Annotated in this window: 15 protein-coding genes; 5 read left to right on the top strand and 10 right to left on the bottom strand. The window is 73.4% G+C overall.

From position 1 onward, the window contains the following. Nucleotides 1-17: 17 nt before the first annotated feature. Nucleotides 18-863 carry a LysR family transcriptional regulator gene (locus O7546_RS01330; protein WP_228531382.1) on the bottom strand — a complete coding sequence of 282 codons (846 nt, stop codon included), beginning with the start codon at nucleotides 861-863 and terminating at the stop codon, nucleotides 18-20. Between the two features lie 115 nt (nucleotides 864-978). On the opposite strand from O7546_RS01330, the gene O7546_RS01325 reads away from it, so the two are divergent. Further along, nucleotides 979-1905, top strand: a complete 927-nt coding sequence (locus O7546_RS01325) for an MBL fold metallo-hydrolase (protein WP_281600380.1) — start codon at nucleotides 979-981, stop codon at nucleotides 1903-1905. A gap of 58 nt (nucleotides 1906-1963) precedes the next feature. On the opposite strand, the gene O7546_RS01320 is transcribed toward O7546_RS01325, so the two are convergent. Then, nucleotides 1964-3337 (bottom strand): glycoside hydrolase family 6 protein, encoded by a 1374-nt coding sequence (locus O7546_RS01320; RefSeq protein ID WP_194798803.1) that lies wholly within the window; start codon nucleotides 3335-3337, stop codon nucleotides 1964-1966. Nucleotides 3338-3493: 156 nt separating this feature from the next. Between O7546_RS01320 and O7546_RS01315 the strand changes: the two genes are divergently transcribed. Further along, nucleotides 3494-4777, top strand: coding sequence for a GAF domain-containing protein (locus O7546_RS01315; protein WP_194798804.1), 1284 nt, complete (start codon nucleotides 3494-3496; stop codon nucleotides 4775-4777). Nucleotides 4778-5189: 412 nt separating this feature from the next. Here the strand turns inward: O7546_RS01315 and O7546_RS01310 are convergent, their stop codons facing one another. Both O7546_RS01310 and O7546_RS01305 read right to left on the bottom strand, forming a co-directional pair. Then, nucleotides 5190-6257 (bottom strand): DUF2855 family protein, encoded by a 1068-nt coding sequence (locus tag O7546_RS01310; RefSeq protein ID WP_194798805.1) that lies wholly within the window; start codon nucleotides 6255-6257, stop codon nucleotides 5190-5192. 87 nt (nucleotides 6258-6344) lie between these two features. Further along, entirely contained in the window at nucleotides 6345-7250 is a 906-nt protein-coding gene (locus tag O7546_RS01305; protein WP_194798806.1) for an oxidoreductase, read from the bottom strand. 132 nt (nucleotides 7251-7382) lie between these two features. Between O7546_RS01305 and O7546_RS01300 the strand changes: the two genes are divergently transcribed. After that, on the top strand, nucleotides 7383-8249 hold the full coding sequence (locus tag O7546_RS01300; protein ID WP_281600379.1) for a helix-turn-helix transcriptional regulator: 867 nt from the start codon (nucleotides 7383-7385) through the stop codon (nucleotides 8247-8249). 15 nt (nucleotides 8250-8264) lie between these two features. Here O7546_RS01300 and O7546_RS01295 read toward each other — a convergent pair whose 3' ends face one another. Continuing rightward, nucleotides 8265-8741 (bottom strand): TspO/MBR family protein, encoded by a 477-nt coding sequence (locus O7546_RS01295; protein WP_281600378.1) that lies wholly within the window; start codon nucleotides 8739-8741, stop codon nucleotides 8265-8267. A gap of 168 nt (nucleotides 8742-8909) precedes the next feature. On the opposite strand from O7546_RS01295, the gene O7546_RS01290 reads away from it, so the two are divergent. Beyond that, nucleotides 8910-10067 carry a peptidoglycan DD-metalloendopeptidase family protein gene (locus O7546_RS01290; RefSeq protein ID WP_281600377.1) on the top strand — a complete coding sequence of 386 codons (1158 nt, stop codon included), beginning with the start codon at nucleotides 8910-8912 and terminating at the stop codon, nucleotides 10065-10067. 84 nt (nucleotides 10068-10151) lie between these two features. Further along, on the top strand, nucleotides 10152-10592 hold the full coding sequence (locus O7546_RS01285; RefSeq protein WP_281600376.1) for a hypothetical protein: 441 nt from the start codon (nucleotides 10152-10154) through the stop codon (nucleotides 10590-10592). Between the two features lie 7 nt (nucleotides 10593-10599). Here the strand turns inward: O7546_RS01285 and O7546_RS01280 are convergent, their stop codons facing one another. Genes O7546_RS01280 through O7546_RS01260 form a run of 5 tightly spaced genes read right to left on the bottom strand, consistent with a single transcriptional unit; the run spans nucleotide 10600 to nucleotide 15727 of the window. Continuing rightward, on the bottom strand, nucleotides 10600-11310 hold the full coding sequence (locus O7546_RS01280; RefSeq protein ID WP_281600375.1) for an ATP-binding cassette domain-containing protein: 711 nt from the start codon (nucleotides 11308-11310) through the stop codon (nucleotides 10600-10602). Then, a complete protein-coding gene (locus O7546_RS01275) occupies nucleotides 11307-12275 on the bottom strand; it encodes an ABC transporter ATP-binding protein (RefSeq protein WP_194798812.1) in 969 nt (322 codons plus the stop codon). The genes O7546_RS01280 and O7546_RS01275 overlap by 4 nt, the downstream gene beginning before the upstream one ends. Next, nucleotides 12272-13138 (bottom strand): ABC transporter permease, encoded by an 867-nt coding sequence (locus tag O7546_RS01270; RefSeq protein ID WP_281600374.1) that lies wholly within the window; start codon nucleotides 13136-13138, stop codon nucleotides 12272-12274. Before O7546_RS01270 ends, O7546_RS01275 begins: the two co-directional genes overlap by 4 nt. Beyond that, nucleotides 13131-14165: an ABC transporter permease gene (locus O7546_RS01265; RefSeq protein ID WP_281600373.1), complete on the bottom strand. Its 1035-nt coding sequence runs from the start codon at nucleotides 14163-14165 to the stop codon at nucleotides 13131-13133. Before O7546_RS01265 ends, O7546_RS01270 begins: the two co-directional genes overlap by 8 nt. After that, the gene (locus tag O7546_RS01260) at nucleotides 14132-15727 is read right to left on the bottom strand and encodes an ABC transporter substrate-binding protein (protein ID WP_194798815.1); all 1596 of its coding nucleotides are present in this window, start codon (nucleotides 15725-15727) and stop codon (nucleotides 14132-14134) included. The genes O7546_RS01265 and O7546_RS01260 overlap by 34 nt, the downstream gene beginning before the upstream one ends. Nucleotides 15728-15899: the final 172 nt, after the last annotated feature.

Here is a 15899-nt window from a genome sequence, read left to right as displayed (position 1 = left end):
ACCGCCCGGTGAGGTTCTCACCGGGCGGTGGCGAGGTCGACGAAGCCGTGCACGAGGGACCTGCGGTCGCGCCGCCGCCACGCCACGACGAGCGGGCTCGGCGCCACGCCGTCCACCGGGACGACGACGATGCCGGGTACGGGGGTGATGGCCAGCGGGGCCAGCCCGATCGAGTCCGACCACAGGACCGCCTGGATGCACTCGCGGACGGTCCGCACCACGGTGTCGGTGCCGTCCACGGGTTCGCGACCACCGGTCCAGTAGTCCCGCCACACGGGGTCGACGGTGTCCGGGACGCGGAACCAGCGGCGGTCCCGCAGTTCGTCGAGCCGCACCCGGTCCCGGGACGCGAGCGGGTCGGTCGTCCGCAGGACGACCCCCACCGGATCCCGGCGGAGTTCGGCGACGGCGACCGTGCCGGCGGTGAACGGCCCCCGGGTGAGCGCGACGTCGACCAGACCGCGGTCCACGCCCACAGTGGGGTCGGTGAGGTCGCCCTCGACGACGCGGATCTCGACGCCCGGGTACCGGGAGCGGAAGGCGTCGATCAGGGTGCTGCCCGCCCGGTCCACGCTGTCCGCGAGCGTCCCGATGGTGATGCTGCGCGGCTCGGCCGCCGGGGCGACGAGCGACGGCAGGGAATCCATGCGGGCGAGCAGCTCGCGCGCCTCCGGGAGCAGCACCTGACCGGCGGGCGTCAGCGTCATGCCCCGGACCGAGCGGTTGAACAACTCGACGCCGAGTTCGACCTCCAGGCGCTGGATCGCCCGGCTCAGGGGCGGCTGCGAGATGTGCAGGCGGGCCGCCGCGCGGCCCACGTTGAGCTCCTCGGCCACCGCGACGAAATAGCCCAGAGAGCGCATGTCCACCACCGGGGAACCATACCCTCAAGGTATTGCCGCCCCCGATCAGGTGTTGGACGCCGACGCGCCACCGGCTGTCGAATCGACCGGTGAGAAACGCGAAGAGGCACGACAGATGATCTACGTGTGGAGCGCCGTCGCGCTCGCCTGTGTCGCCGCCGCGCTGGTCGCCGTCCGGTCGTTCCGGCCCGCGCCCTTTCCGGCGCCGGAACCGTGGACGGGTCCGCTGCCCGACGCCGCACCGCCACCCGGGATGGCGATCTACCAGTTCCCCACCGGGACGTACGAGAATCGGGCATTCCTGGCCTACCGCGGCGGCGCGTTCGGCGACCGGCGACGGTTCGCCGCCACCGCCGTGCTCGTCCGGCACCCGCGCGGTGACCTGCTGATCGACGCCGGGTTCGGCGCGGACGTCGAGGCGCATATCGCGGCCATGCCGTCCTACCGGCGCACCCCGCACGAAGTCGGCGCGACCGTCCGGGACCAGTTGCGGGCGCGGGACTACGACATGGCACGGCTGCGGGGTGTCGTCATCACGCACGCCCACTGGGACCACGTCAGCGGCCTGGCCGACCTCGACGTGCCGATCTGGCTGAACCCCGCGGAAGGCCGGTACGTCGACCGGGCCGCCGATGCCGCCGTGTTCCGGGAGGTCGCGAGCCACCGCCGGATCCACCACTACACGTTCGACGGCCCGCCGTACCTCGGCTTCCCCGCCAGCCACGACGTCCACGGCGACGGCTCGGTGGTGATCGTGGAGGCGGGCGGCCACACGGACGGCTCGGTCGTGGTCTTCGTCAGCCTGCCCGACGGGCGCCGGTACGCCTTCATCGGCGACCTGACCTGGCAGATGGAGGGCGTGACGCTCCGGGCGGAGCGCCCGGCGCTGCTGCGGATACTCGCGGACGTGGACGCGACGCGGGTCCGGGAGGGCCTTCGGCGCATCGTCGCGCTGGCCGGCCTGATGCAGGTGGTGCCGGCCCACGACGTCCGTGCCCACGACTCGATTCCCCTGTGGATCGGCTCGGCGGACCAGGGCTGACGACGGGGGCCCGGCGCGGAGAGCGATCCTCCGCGCCGGGCCCTGGCGTCGGGTCCGGTCAGGCGGCGCAGGTGGCGGTAGCGCCCTGGCCGGTGCCGGTGCCCTGGAAACCGAAGTTGGTCGTCTGGCCGGCGCCGACCTGCCCGTTGTAGCCCACGTTCGTGAACCGGACGGTGCCGCTGGTGCCGCTGGCCTGGGCGTTCCAGGTGCCGGTGATCGCGGCGCCGCCAGGCAGCGCGACGGTCACGGTCCAGCCGTTGATGCTCGCCGAGCCGGCGGTGACGTTCACGCTCGCGGTGAAGCCGCCGTTCCACTGGTTGACAGCGACCGACGCGGAGCAGCCGTTACCGGCCGGCGGCGGCGTGGTCGGCGGCGCCGTGGTCGGCGGAGCGGTCGTCGGCGGAGCGGTGGTCGGCGGATTGGTCGTCGGCGGCGCGGTGGTGGGCGGCGGATTGGGCGCGCCGTTGGCCAGGCTGAAGGCCAGGTCCGGCTGGAACGAACCGGCCGTGTAGCGGCAGCCGTCCGCTTCGCCCGGCGGCTTCACCCATAGGTACGCGTCGATGTTGGCGTCGCCGGTGTTCGTCGTCGGGTACTGCCCGATGCGCCGGTCGGTGTTGTCGTCGGCGCACCAGTCACCGGCGGCACCGCCGTTGCGGCTGGTGTCGATGACCTGCCGCTTGCCGGAGATGCCCATGCCGTTGAGCGCGGAGATGACGGCCCGGCCGAAGTTCGCCTCGCTGGACGTGGGGTTGAAGTTCGACACGTTGGTGAAGAAGCCGTCGGCGTACTGCACGCCGGCCGCCCGCAGCCGGTTCGCAGTGTCGTTGGCGCTGTTCCAGGTCGAGTGCCCGCCGTCGAGGTAGACCTTGGCGTTGGGGTTGCCCGACTTGATGGTCTGGGTCGCCGTGGTCAGCGCCTGGTTGCGCGCGCTGAGTTCGCTGGGGCTCAGGCAGGTCTGGAGCGCGAGCGAGTCGGTCTCCAGGATGATCAGAACCGTCTGGTTGCCGAGCCCTCTGGCGAAGTTGGACACCCAGGTCTGGTACTGGTTGAGGTCCGGCGCGCCACCGGCGCTGGCCCCACCGCAGTCCCGGTTGGGGATCTCGTACACCGACAGCACGGGAATCTGCTGTGCCGCGTTGGCGGCGCCGATGAAGCTGGAGACCTCCGACTGGATGGTCGACGGGTTGAAGTTGGCGTACCAGCGCGCCTGCGGCTGACTGGCGATCTTGTCGCGGATGACGGCGGCGCGGGAGTCGCCGGGGTTTGCCGCGACCCAGCGGACCACTGCCGAGCTCGGGTCACGGTAGAGCGATCCGGACACCGTTCCGGCGGATGCGCCACCGACGGCGAAACCGACGCCGGCCGCGGCGAGGCCCGCGACGGCGGCCACGCTGATGGCCGCTGATCTGCGGCGGGACGAGAGGATAGCCACGTCGTGTTTCCTCCTGATCACATAGACGTATCTAAGTTTGTGGGAGCGTTCCCACGACGGTAACGGAGGCGAGCGTCGATGCCAAGATGTGAACGCCTGCCACTGGCCCGTAATGTGGCAGCGATCGACGAGGCAGGCGTGGGAGGAAGACCAGGCATGACGGCGCTACCGGGCCAGCAGGCGAGCTCGTCGGTCGCCGGGCAGCCCGCCGACGAGGATCTACGGGCGCTGTTCGGGCAGTCCATCGCCGTGTTCGCGGCGCTTGCCGGGCCGACGCACGTGGTGGAGGCGGCGAACCCGGCGTTCTTCGCCGCCATCGGCGAGGAACGCGCCCGTACCGGGGTCGCCCTCGCCGAGTTGATGCCGGAACTGGACGGCCAGGGCTTCATCGCCCTGCTGGACGAGGTCTACCGCACGGGCGAGTCGTACACCGGCCACGACGCCCGGATCATGCTCGGCACCGGGTCGCAGGCGCGGGAGGCGTTCTTCGACTTCACCTACGAGGCGCGCCGCGACGCCGACGGCACGGTGACCGGGATCCGCGTGATCGGGGTGGAGACCACGCAGGTCAAGCACGCGCAACGGCTGATGGCCGAGCACCGCGCGATGCTGGAGCAGATCGCCCGGCAGGCGCCGCTGGCCGAGGTGCTCGACGGGATGGCCCGCTGCATCGAGAACCTCGCGCCCCAGGAGGTGCTCGCCTCCGTCCTGCTCGCCGACGCCGACGGCCGGCACCTGCGCCACGGCGCCGCGCCCAGCCTGCCCGACTTCTACAACCAGGCCATCGACGGGATCGCCACCGGCGAAGGTGTCGGCTCGTGCGGCACCGCCGCGCATCGGCGGGAACCGGTCATCGTCACCGACATCGCCACCGACCCGTTCTGGGCCGACTTCCGCGACCTGGCCGAGCGGGCCGGGCTGGCCGCCTGCTGGTCCACGCCGATCCTCGCCCGCGATGGCAGCCTGCTCGGCACGTTCGCCATGTACCACCGCACCCCGCGTGTCCCGCGCGACGCCGACCTGGCGCTCGCCCGGGTCTTCACCGGCACCGCCGCCCTGGCCATCGAACGCCACCACATCGAACAGGCGAAGGCCGACGCGGACGCCCGCGCCCGGGCCGCCCACGACGAGCTGGCCCGGGTGGTGCGGGCGGAGCGGGAACTACGGGCCGAGGCGGAGCAGCGCGCCGCCGCGGCTGCGGAACTCACGGCCCGGCTGCGCGCCGCCGCAGCCGCGCAGGCCGCCACTCCGCGCCCCGAGCGGTGTCAGCTCGGCGGCGGCGACGGCTGCACAGCACCCGCCGAGATCAAGATCGCTGACTCGTGGGGCGACTCGGCATGGGGCTGCCCGCTCCACGTCGAGGAGGCAATCATCAACGTGCGTTCGGTCTTCATCGCCAACGAGGAACTCGGCGGCCTGGCCGCCTACGTCAATCGCTGACCACTCGACCGCGCCCGGCGGCACCCTCGGGGAGATCGGTGCGCCGCGGCCGGGGCCGTCACGCCCTGCTGACGGCCTAGCGTCCGTCGGGCGCGCCGGCCGGCTCACGAGCGGGCTGCGCCGCGGCGAACGGGCTCCGCAGACGGGTCATGGATTCGACGCTGACGTCCGCGATCGGACCGCGCTCGTCGTCTGTGGCACCGACCCCCTCCACACGGAAGGGGTTCAGGGCGAACGTGTTGTCGGGCACGAGGTGCTCCAAGGGAATCTGCACGGCAGCGCTCGACTCAGTCGTCGCGGCTGGGAAACCGTGGGAGAAGCAAGCGGTGGCGATCAGTCATCGGTACCCCGCGTCGTCAGCCTAGCGCGCATCGGCCGGACGGGCGCACCACGGCCGGAATCGGCGACGTGCTCAGAGCTGGACGACGTGGCCGACCCGGGGTGGCGTACGGCCCGCGAGGACGTCGAGCCACGCGTCCCGCAGCGCCTCCGGACCGGTGCCGACCCGCACGTCGAGCCATCCGCTCACCACCTGGGAGAACCGCTGCCAGGCGTCGGCGAACCGCTCGTCGAGGCCGTCGCGACCCCAGTCCTGGCTCCGCTTGCGGATGCGCACCGGCGCGAAGAAGACCTCCCCGGCGGCACCCGCGTTGGGTGTCTGCTGGGTGAGGCCGACGGCGATGTCCCGGACCAGCAGGCCGCCGAGGTGCGCGCGCAGGGCGGCGCGGGTAGTGGGTGAGCCGGACAGGTCGAGGTAGACGGTCGGTACGGCGTCGAGCGTGCCGATGTCGTCGTAGGAGAGGACCTCGTCGTAGCAGCCGAGCGACCTGGTGAAGGCGAGGTTGCCCCGCGAGGTGAGCCCGATCAGGCGTGGGCCGCGGCCGTGCAGTTCGAACGCTGTGGCGTACGCCGTCTTGCTCGAAGCGGACGACAGCACGAGCGACCGCGCACCGTAGGCGTTCTCGTCGATCACCTGGTCGGCGAGCATGAACGAGGTGAAGAACAGCGGCCGGAACAGGATGAGCAGGTCCTCCTGCTCCGCCCGGTACGCGGGGTCGCCGTCGGTGGACCGGTAGGCGTTGTACGGCGAGGGCAGGCCGGCCCGGTGCGTGCTGGCGTCGCGGAATCCGGACTCGTCCACCCGGTCGGGGCGTACCACCAGGTGACCGGCGGGCGGCAGGTAGCCGTAGACTCGCCGGCCCGGCTCGACTCCCGACACTGTGGATGCAACCACCTCGGCGAAGCCCCACAGCGGCGGCAGCCCCCACTGCCGGTCCAGCCCACGCGGCTCGGGCGGGAAGAACTCCCAGTAGCGCATCGCCTCGCCGAGCACCGCGTACGTCACGTTGTTGGCGGTCAGGCCGACCCGGTCCACGCGCAGCAGCGCCTCCCCGTCGGCGAGGGCGGGCACCGCGCCGTCGGCGAGCGTGGTGCGGGAGAGGTCGGCACGGGCCACAGCGAACGTCCACGAGTCAGCCATGGCCTGACGCTAGGCAGACGCGAAACTCCAGACAAGTGCACTGGGAGTGCAAAATCCCACTCGCCCCCGTCGTTGCGCACCGCCGGTTCACAGGTAACGAACACCGGTCAGCTCCGCCGCCGCAGCCCAGAGGCGCTCGCCCACGGCCGGGTCGGCGGCCTGCCGGCTGAGCCGCGCCTCGGTGACCGGACCCCAGGTCTCGAAGAACCGGGACGGACCGAAGAACTGGCCGCCGCGTACCTCCGGGTCGGTCGCGGCCCGCAACTGCGGCAGGACGCCCCGCTCGACCGGCTGGGTGGCGAGCGATCCGAGCCGCCCGATCATCCGGCCGAGCCGGCCGCGGTGTTCCCAGGCGCGCGGCGTGAGGTTGCTGCGGGTGAGACCGGGATGCGCCAGCGCGCTGACCACAGGCGACCCGGCCGCGCGCAGGCGGCGATTCAGTTCGACGCCGAAGACAGTGGTGGCGAGCTTCGATCGGCCGTACGCGGCAGAGGCCCGGTAGTCGCGCTCGGACATCAGGTCGTCGAAGTCGAGCCGTGCGTTGCGGTGGGTGAGGGAGCTGAGGCTCACCACCCGCGGCGCCCGCGCCCCGGCGAGCGCGTCCAGCAGCAGGCCGGTCAGCGCATAGGGGCCCAGCATGTTCGTGGCGAACTGCAGCTCGAAGCCGTCGGCGGAGGTGCGGCGCGGGCCGAGCAGCACCACACCGGCGTTGTTGACGAGGAGGTCGATCGTCGGGTGGTCGGCGGTCAGCTTCGCGGCGAACGCGCGTACCGATTCGAGGCGGGCCAGGTCCAGCTCGCGTACCTCGGTGTCGCCGCCCATGCGGCGGGCGGCCTCCCGGCCGGCGGCGGTGTTCCGCACGGCCAGTACGACGTGGGCGCCGCGGCGGGCCAGTTCGGTGGCGGTGACCAGGCCGAGGCCCGAGTTCGCGCCGGTCACGACGGCGACCCGGCCGCGCTGGTCGGGGATGCGGTCGGTGGTCCATCCGGTCATCTGCTACTCCTCGGGTCCGGCGGTCGCGTTCAGCGATGACGCTAGGAGCGATCCGGGCGGTCTCGGTCGTTCGCGGTTGCCTAGGTCCGCGGGACCTACCCTGGGCGGGCGGCGTCGCGGCAGACTGGCGGCATGAGCAGCAGGCATCCGTACGCACGCGAGCTGGGCGCCTTCCTCCGCGCCCGACGTGGCCGACTGCGTCCGCGCGACGTCGGCCTGGAGCCGGGCGGGCGGCGCAAGGTGACCGGCCTGCGGCGGGAGGAGCTGGCCCTGCTGGCCGGGCTGAGCACCGACTACTACCAGCGGATGGAGCAGGGCCGGGAGGTACGCCCCTCGGACGACGTCCTGGACGCGCTCGCCGGCGCCCTCGCTCTCGACGACACCGAACGCCGGCACCTGTTCACGCTGGCCCGGGCCGCCCGGCGGCCGATGCCGACCCGCGTCGACCACGGTCCGGAGCGGGTGCCGGACGGCACCCGGCGGCTGCTGCGGGTGATGGACACCCCGGCTGTCGTCCTCGGCCGGCACCTGGACCTGCTCGACTGGAACCCGATGGCGCAGGCGCTGCTCGGTGACCCGGCCGACCACCCGCCCGGCCGGCTCAACATGCTCCTGCTGCTTTTCGACGACGCGCTGACCGGGGGACGGAGCTGCCCGGACTGGGAACGGCAGGCGCTGGACTACATCGGCATGCTGCGCGCCGCCGTCGCCGACGACCCGACCCATCCCCGCGCCACCGCTATCGTCGGCGAGCTGAGCATCCGCAGCGCGGAGTTCCGGCGGCTGTGGGCGCGGCACGACGTCCGCGCCTCGGTGAGCGGTACCAAGACGTTCCGGGTGCCCGGGCTGGGGGACATCGTCCTGGACTGGGACACCTATCCGCTGCCGGGCAGTCCCGGCCCGGTCGTGCTCGTCTTCACCGCCGAGCCGGCCAGCCCGGACGCCGACCGGCTACGGCTCCTGGCGTCGTGGCGCGCGACCGGCCCGGCGTCCGCTTGATCACGCGGACGTCGGTCACCGTCCCCGGTTGAGGCCGACGATCGCGCCGTTGAGGGCGGTGGCGAAGAGGGTCCAGGCGACGTACGGGGCGAGTGCCGCCCCGGCGGGACGGTCGGTGCGCGCCGCGCGGCCCAGCAGCACGAGGTTGGACACGTTGAGCGCGGCGATCTCGGCCAGCGCGGCTCCGGGCCTGCGGGCGCCGAAGAACAGGGCGCTCCAGCCGGCGTTGAGCGCCAGGTTGAGCGCGTAGCCGCGCGCGAAGGCGGCGCGCTCGGGCCCCTCGGAGCGGTCCAGCGCGCGGGCGCCGGCCACCGCGATCAGCCCGTACAGCGGGGTCCAGACCACTGGGAACGCGGCCGACGGCGGCTGCCAGGCGGGCTTGCGCAGGCGGCGGTACCAGCGCGACGAGGTGCCGGTGGAGGTGGCGGCGGCGCCCGCGGCGGCGGTCGCGGCGACTGCTGCCGCGGTCTTGACCAGGGTCGGTACTCGCATACCGGGTCAGCTACCCGGCCAGCGGCGGATAAACCCGCACCACCGGAGGATCCACTTCCGGACACCCTCGGTGCACAGATCCTTCATCGAAGGATGCAGAACTCGTAGACAATTTTCATACCCTTCGATAGCCTCGCCATTCAGTGATGCTTGTCGATAGGAGGCTCCATGCGACGGCTCGTGCTCTCCTTCACGCTGGCGACGATCGGTGCCTGGGCCGTGGTGCCGGCACCGGCCTCGGCCGCACCCCGCCCGGCACCGGCGCCCGTCACCGACGCGGTGACCGCGAAACTCCTCGGCCAGGCCGACGCCGCGACCCGGACCGCCGGGCCGCAGCGGACCCGGGTCACCGTCACCCGGGCGAGCGGCGGATGGGCCTTCGGTACCGCGGTGCTGCTGGCGGACCGGTCCGCCGACGCGCACCCCACCGGGTCGGTCTTCCTCGCGCGGGCCGACGGCAAGGGCTGGACCGTCGCCTTCGACGGCGAGGCGTCGTTCGGTGACCTGGCCGCCGCGTCACCGCTGGTGAACAAGGACGAGAAGGCGGTGTTCACCGCGCCCGTCGCCCCCATGTACGCGGGGAGCGACTTCCGGACCGGCATGGCCCTGCCGTTCGCGGTCGGGCAGACGTGGACGCTCACCGGCGGGCCGCACGGCTGGGGCGGCGGCGCGCCGTGGAGTTCCGTCGACCTCGCCGGCGGCGACCAGGTGGTCCGAGCCGCGCGGGCCGGAACGGCGTACACGATGTGCACCGGGTGGATCCGGGTCATCCACGACCGGGGCTACTCGACCGACTACTACCACCTGTGGAGCAGCATCTCCGTAAACGGCGCCGCCGTCGGGCAGGGCGCCTACCTCGGTTACACCGGCACCGACGTCACCTGCGGCGGCTCCGCCACCGGCCGGCACGTGCACTTCGGGCTGCGGCAGAACTCGGTCTACGTCCCGATCGCCGGGCACGGCATCGGCAAGTGGGACTTCGTCAGCGGCGCCGGCGAGTACCAGGGTGGCGCCCGGCACGGATCCGCCTACGCCGGCGTGGGCGGCGCCGTCTACAACTACGGCGCGCTCGGCTTCAACCAGGGAGTCGTCGACGCCAACGGCGGCGGCACGCTGACCCGGCGCTCCGGTCCCGGAACGGGGTACGGCGTCCTCGGATCGCTCGCGGACGGCGCCACGGTCACCGTCTCCTGCTCCGCCAACGGCACCTCGCACACCGGCCGGTACGGCACCACCGCGTTGTGGGACCGGCTCAGCGACGGCAGCTGGGTGTCCGACGCCTACCTGTCCACCGGCGTCAACGGGCCGATAAACGGCTGGTGCTGACCACTCCGGGCCGCGCGCGACCGCGCGCGGCCCGACGTCGCCGGCCGTGCGTGCGGACAGCTCTGACTGCTACCTTCCGGACGCATGGACGACTCCCCTCGCTGGTACCGCCCGGCCCCCGACGTGCTGCTCACGGTCGGCAGCGCCACCGCGCTGCTCGGCTACCTGATCCCGTGGTTCCGCGCCAGCCGCCTGCACCAGTGGTCGTACTCGGGCTGGGCCTACCTGGAGACCGAGGGCGGCTGGACCTGGCTGGTCGTGGTGTCCCTGGTGATCGCCCTCCTCGCCGGCCTCTGGGCCGGGCGGAGCGTGGCGTGCGCCAAGCTCGCGGTCGGCGCGGCGGTGGCCGGGATGTTCCTCGCCAGTGCGGTGGTCGCGGTGAGCCTGGGCGCGCTGCCGGAACGCGACAGCATCAACTGGGTCGGTGAGCTGCCGTTCGAGATGGGGATGCCGCTCATGGCGACCGGATTCGGGGCCGTCGTCGCCGGGGCGCTGGGCACCGTACGCCGCCCGGTGCAGGAGTGACGCGAGGTCACGCCGCCGGCAGGTCCACCACCCGAGTGGCCCAGCGGGCCATCAGCGCCGGGTCGTGGGTGATGACCAGGACCCCGGCGCCCTGCCGGCGCTGGTAGTCGCCGACGACGGCGGCGACGTGCGCCTGGGTGGAGGCGTCGAGCATCGCGGTGGCCTCGTCGCAGAGCAGGTAGTCCGGCCGGTGGACCAGGGCGCGGGCCAGGCAGGCGCGTTGCAGTTGCCCGTCGCTCACCGCGTGCGGGCGGCGGGTCAGCAGGTCGGGCGTCAGTCCGACCAGGTCGGCCAGCTCCGCCGCGCGGGCCGCCGCCTGCTCACGCGGTGTGCCGGTGGCACGTAGCGGCTCGGCGACGATGTCGGCGAGGCTGAGCCGCGGGTCGGTGGCGGCACGCGGGCTCTGGAACAGGGTCGCGACACGGGTGCGCAGTTCCGCCGGCAGGCGGTGGCGGACGCCGCCGACCCGTTTCCCGTCGATCGTGACGTGACCGCCGTCCGGGGCGTGCAGCAGGGCGAGGACACGGGCGAGAGTGGACTTGCCGCTGCCCGAGGGGCCGCGCAGCCCGACCGTCTCGCCCGGGGCGATGTGCAGTTCGACCCGGTCGAGGACGCCCCGCCCGCCGTACGCGACGGAGACCTGGTACGCGGCGAGCCCGGCGGCCGGCGCGGCGCCCGGGGCGGCGGCATCGGTCGCGCCCGGAACCGTGAGCGTCATGCCGGTACCTCCTCGCGGCGCGGGTGGTGACAGGCGACCGAGCCCGCGCCGTCGGCGGCCAGGCGGGGCACTGTCGCGCAGGTGTCGGTGGCGCGGACGCAGCGCGGGGCGAAGGCGCAGCCGCCGGGCAGGTCGGTGAGCGCCGGCGGGTGCCCGGGCACCGGCACGAACGCGCGGTCCGGCAGCGCGTCGAGCAGCCCGGCGGTGTACGGGTGGGCCGGGTCGTCGAACAGCCCCTCGGCCGGGCGGTGCTCGACGATGCGGCTGGCGTACATCACCGCGACGGTGTCCGCGACGCGGCGCGCGGCGGCCAGGTCGTGCGTGATGAGCAGGACGGCCGCGCCGGTGTCGCAGCGGCGGCGCAGCAGGTCCAGCGTGTGGTCGACGAGCGGCCGGTCCAGGCCGGTGGTGGGTTCGTCGGCGAGCAGCACCGGCGGGTCCGGTGCGAGAGCCAGCGCGGTGGCGAGCCGCTGGGCCATGCCGCCGGACAGCTCGTGCGGGTACCGGTCCAGGTCGGCCGGGTCGAGACCGACGTCGGCGGCGATCCGGTCGGCGGCGGCCGGCGCGTCGCGGCGGGTGTGCCCGTGCGCGCGCAGCGTCTCCTCCAGCAGCTTCCGCCCGGTACGCACCGGGGTGAGCGCGGTGGCGGGGCTCTGCGGGACCAGGCCGACGCCCCGGCCGCGTACGTGCCGGGCGAGGTGCCGCTCCCCCGCGCCGATCAGGTCGACAGCCTCGCGTCCCGGCGCGTGCAGGCGGGCCTGCCCGGTGACTGCGGCGTTGCGCGGCAGCAGGCCGAGCAGGGCGTGCGCGAGGACGGACTTGCCGCACCCGGACTCGCCGACCACCGCGAGCAGCTCGCCGGGCCGCAGCGTGAGGCTCAGGTCGGTGACGGCGTGCACGAGCGCGTCGCGCAGCCGGAAGCGGACGGTCAGCCCGTCGACGGTCAGCAGCGCCGGGGCGGTCACAGCTGCAGCTCCGCCCGTACGCGCGGGTCGAGGCGGTCACGCCACCGGCCGGTGAGCACGGCGAGCGCCAGCGTGGCCGCCACGAGCAGGAGGCCGGGGACGATGCTGGCCCACCAGGCGCCGGTGAGCAGCGACCGCCGCCCGTCGTTGATCATGTTGCCGATCGAGGCGAGGTGCGGCGGCAGGCCCAGGCCGAGGAACGACAGCGCGGTCTCGTGCCAGACGGCGTGCGGCACCATGAGCGTGGTCGCCAGCGCCAGGCGCGGCAGCACGTGCGGCAGCAGGTGCCGGGTGAGCACCCGAATGCGCCCGGCACCGCCGGAGATCGCGGCGTCCACGAACGGCCGGTTGCGCAGGCTGAGCAGTTCCGACCGCACGATCCGGGCGGTGGACAGCCAGTGCGTCAGCGCGATGGATGCGATCACCGCCCCGAGGCTGGGGCGCAGCATCGCCACGATGAAGATGCCCAGCAGCAGGTGCGGCAGCGCGGCGACGGTGTCCACGACGCGCATGAGCGCCCGGTCGACCCAGCCGCCGACGCTGCCGGCGACGGCGCCGACCAGGCCGCCGATGACCGCTGCGACGAGCGCGGCGACCGCGCCGACGAGCAGCGAGACGCGCAGGCCGTAGAGGCTGCGCAACGCCACGTCGCGGCCGAGGTCGTCGGTGCCGGCCAGGTGCTCCGGCGAGGGCGCGAGGCGGGTACGGGAGAGGTCGACGGCGCTCTGGTCCAGCGGCCACAGGAGCGGGGCGAGCAGCGCGGCGGCGACCACACCGGCGAGCACGACGACGGCGGCAGTCGTGCCGATGCCGCCGGTTCGGCGCAGGCGCCGGACGCGCGCGGGAAGGGCGAGGTCAGTCATCGAGGCGTACCCGGGGGTCGGCGGCGGCGTAGGCGAGGTCGGTGAGGAGGTTCGCGGTCAGCACCACGACGGTGGTGACCAGGGTCGTGGCCGCGAGCAGTGGGAAGTCGGCGCCCAGCGCGGCCTCGACGGTGACCGCACCGAGGCCGGGCAGGGAGAACACGGTCTCCACCAGGACCGCGCCGCCGACGAGTTCGGGCAGGTGCGTGCCGACCAGGGTGAGGAACGGCAGCAACGCGGTCCGCAGCGCGTGTCCGAACAGGACGACCCGGCCCGGAAGCCCCCGGGCGCGGGCGGCCAGGACGTGGTCGTCGCGCAGACTCTCGGCGACCGCGTCGCGGACGAACAGCACGAACCACGGCGCCTGGGAGATCGCCAGCACCGTCACCGGGAGCACCAGGTGCCGGGCCACGTCGGCCGGGTCGGTACCGGTGGCGGTGATGTCGGTGAGCCCGCCGGCGGGCAGCCAGCCGAGGCTGAGCGCGAACACGGCGATCGCCGCGAGGCCGATCCAGAACACCGGCATGGACTGCACGGCGTACGCGACGGCGCGCAGCGCCCTGTCGAACCAGCCACCACGGCGGTACGCGGCGAGCGTGCCCAGCAGGACGCTCGCCACCAGCACCAGGGCGAGCGCGGTGCCGACGAGCAGCAGCGTCCAGCCGGCCCGGGCCGCCAGCACGGACGTGACCGGCTCGTGCCGGCTGGTCGACCAGCCCAGGTCGCCGCGCAGCAGGTTGCCGATCCAGCGGGCGTACTGCACCGGCAGCGGATCGTCGACACCCCAGTTGGCGCGGATCTGCGCGAGGTTCTCCTCGCTCGTGGTGAACGCCGCCGCGCCCGCGTACTGCTGGGCCGGGTCGATCGGGGAGGCGGCGCCGAGGGCGAACATGCCCATGCTGGTGGCGGCGAGCACCGGTACGGCGACCAGCAGCCGCCGGCGGATCACAGTGCCCGCCCCGGCCAGCCGTCGCCGGCCGGTCACGGCTGCCGTCACCGCTTCTTCGTCCAGGTGTGCACGTTCCACCAGATGCTGTTGGCGACGTCGTGCTCGTGCGGCTCCACCCGCGGCGTCACCCCGGTCACGGCGTCCTTCAGCACGTAGGTGTGCTGGAGGTAGGTGAGGAACACCCACGGCACGTCGGCGGCGAGCTGCTTCTGGAACGTGGCGTACGCGGCCTTGCGGACGGCCGGGTCGGCGCTGTCCCGGCCGTCCTGCAGCGCGGCGTCGGTGACAGTGGACCGGTACGAGCCGGGGTTGAAGAAGCCCTGCCCGGCGAAGGCCGAGCTGAACAGCTTGTAGGAGACGAAGTCCGGGTCGTACGGGGTGCCGTAGCCCATGATCAGGGCGTCGTTCTTCATCCGCGGGGTGATCGCGTCCCAGGTCAGCCCCTCCGGCGTGACTTTGATGCCGACCTTCTTCGCGTCGGCGGTGACGGCCAGCGCGAGTTCCTTGCGCAGGCTGTCGGTGGCCGGGTACATGAGCGCGAACGCGGCCTGCCGCCCGTCCTTGACGCGGATGCCGTCCGGGCCGGGCTTCCACCCGGCGGCGTCCAGCGCGGCGGTCGCCGCGGCGGTGTCGGCGGCGGGCCGGCCGGTGATCGACGACTCGGCGTATTCCGACGTGGGCGGCACCGGCCCGAACGCGGGCTCGCCCGCACCGCCGAGCACCCCCGTCACCATCGCCTGCCGGTCCACGGCGACGTTCAGCGCCCGCCGGATCGCGAGGTCGCCGGTGACCGGGTTGCCCATCGGCAGCATGACGCCCCGGTAGTCGGCGGTCGGCACCCGGTGCACCCGGTAGCCGTTCCGGTTCTCGAACCCGGAGGCGAGCTTCGGCGCCAGCTCCGCCGCGTCGAACTCGCCGGCGCGCATCCGCTGGGCCCGGACGTTGTCGTCGGCGACGAACGCCACCACCACGCCGGAGTTCGCCGGTTTGCCGTCCCAGTACGTCTCGTTCGCCGCGAGCAACAGCCGGTCACCAGGGGTCCAGGAGGTGAACCGGTACGGGCCGGTGCCGACCGGCTTGCGGTTGAACGCGGCCTTGTTGACGTCCTGCCCGGCGAACGCCTTCGCCGGGACGATCCCCAGCGCCAGCCGTTGCAGGAACGGCGCGTACGCGTACTTCAGGGTGAACACGACAGTCGCCGGGTCGGGCGCGGTGACGGAGGCGAGCATGTCCAGATCGGAGCGCAGCGTGGAGTCGACTCTCGGGTCGAGCACCGCCTGGTAGGTGAACACCACGTCCTGGGCGGTCAGCGGGCCGCCGTCGTGGAACAGCACGCCCTCGCGCAGCTTCGCGGTGACCGTCTTCCCGTCCGCCGAGACGGTGGGCAGCTCGCGGGCCAGGGCGGGCGCCAGTTCGTTGCGGGCGTCCCGGGCGACCAGCCCGTCGAAGATCAGCGACGCGCCGTCGACGCCGTAGTTGAGCACCGGGTTGAGCGTGTCCGGCTCGCCCGCGGTGGCGACCACCAGCGTGCCGGCGCTGCCCGTCCGTCCGGTCGAGGCCGTCGGCGACGAGCAGCCGGCAACGGCGAGCAGGGCGGCGAGTGCCGCGGCCACGCGTACGGGCTTGGGCTTGATCGCCACCGGCAACCCCTCGAACTCGTCCTAGGTAGCGGGCGGGCGCTCCGGCGAAGATCAGATCACCGGGTGCCCGAGCGCCCGCCCACTTCTGCCACTATTCGGTAGTTGCCAAGCATATGCAATAGGGAGCCATCGACGGCGGACGGCCCTCCGGGCTCGGGCGTCCGCTCGTGAG

This window comes from Micromonospora sp. WMMA1976 (assembly GCF_027497335.1).
In the GTDB taxonomy this organism is placed as follows: Bacteria; Actinomycetota; Actinomycetes; order Mycobacteriales; family Micromonosporaceae; genus Micromonospora; species Micromonospora aurantiaca.
The sequence above is the reverse complement of the archived record's forward strand: the minus strand, read 5'-3'. Positions and strand labels throughout refer to the sequence as shown.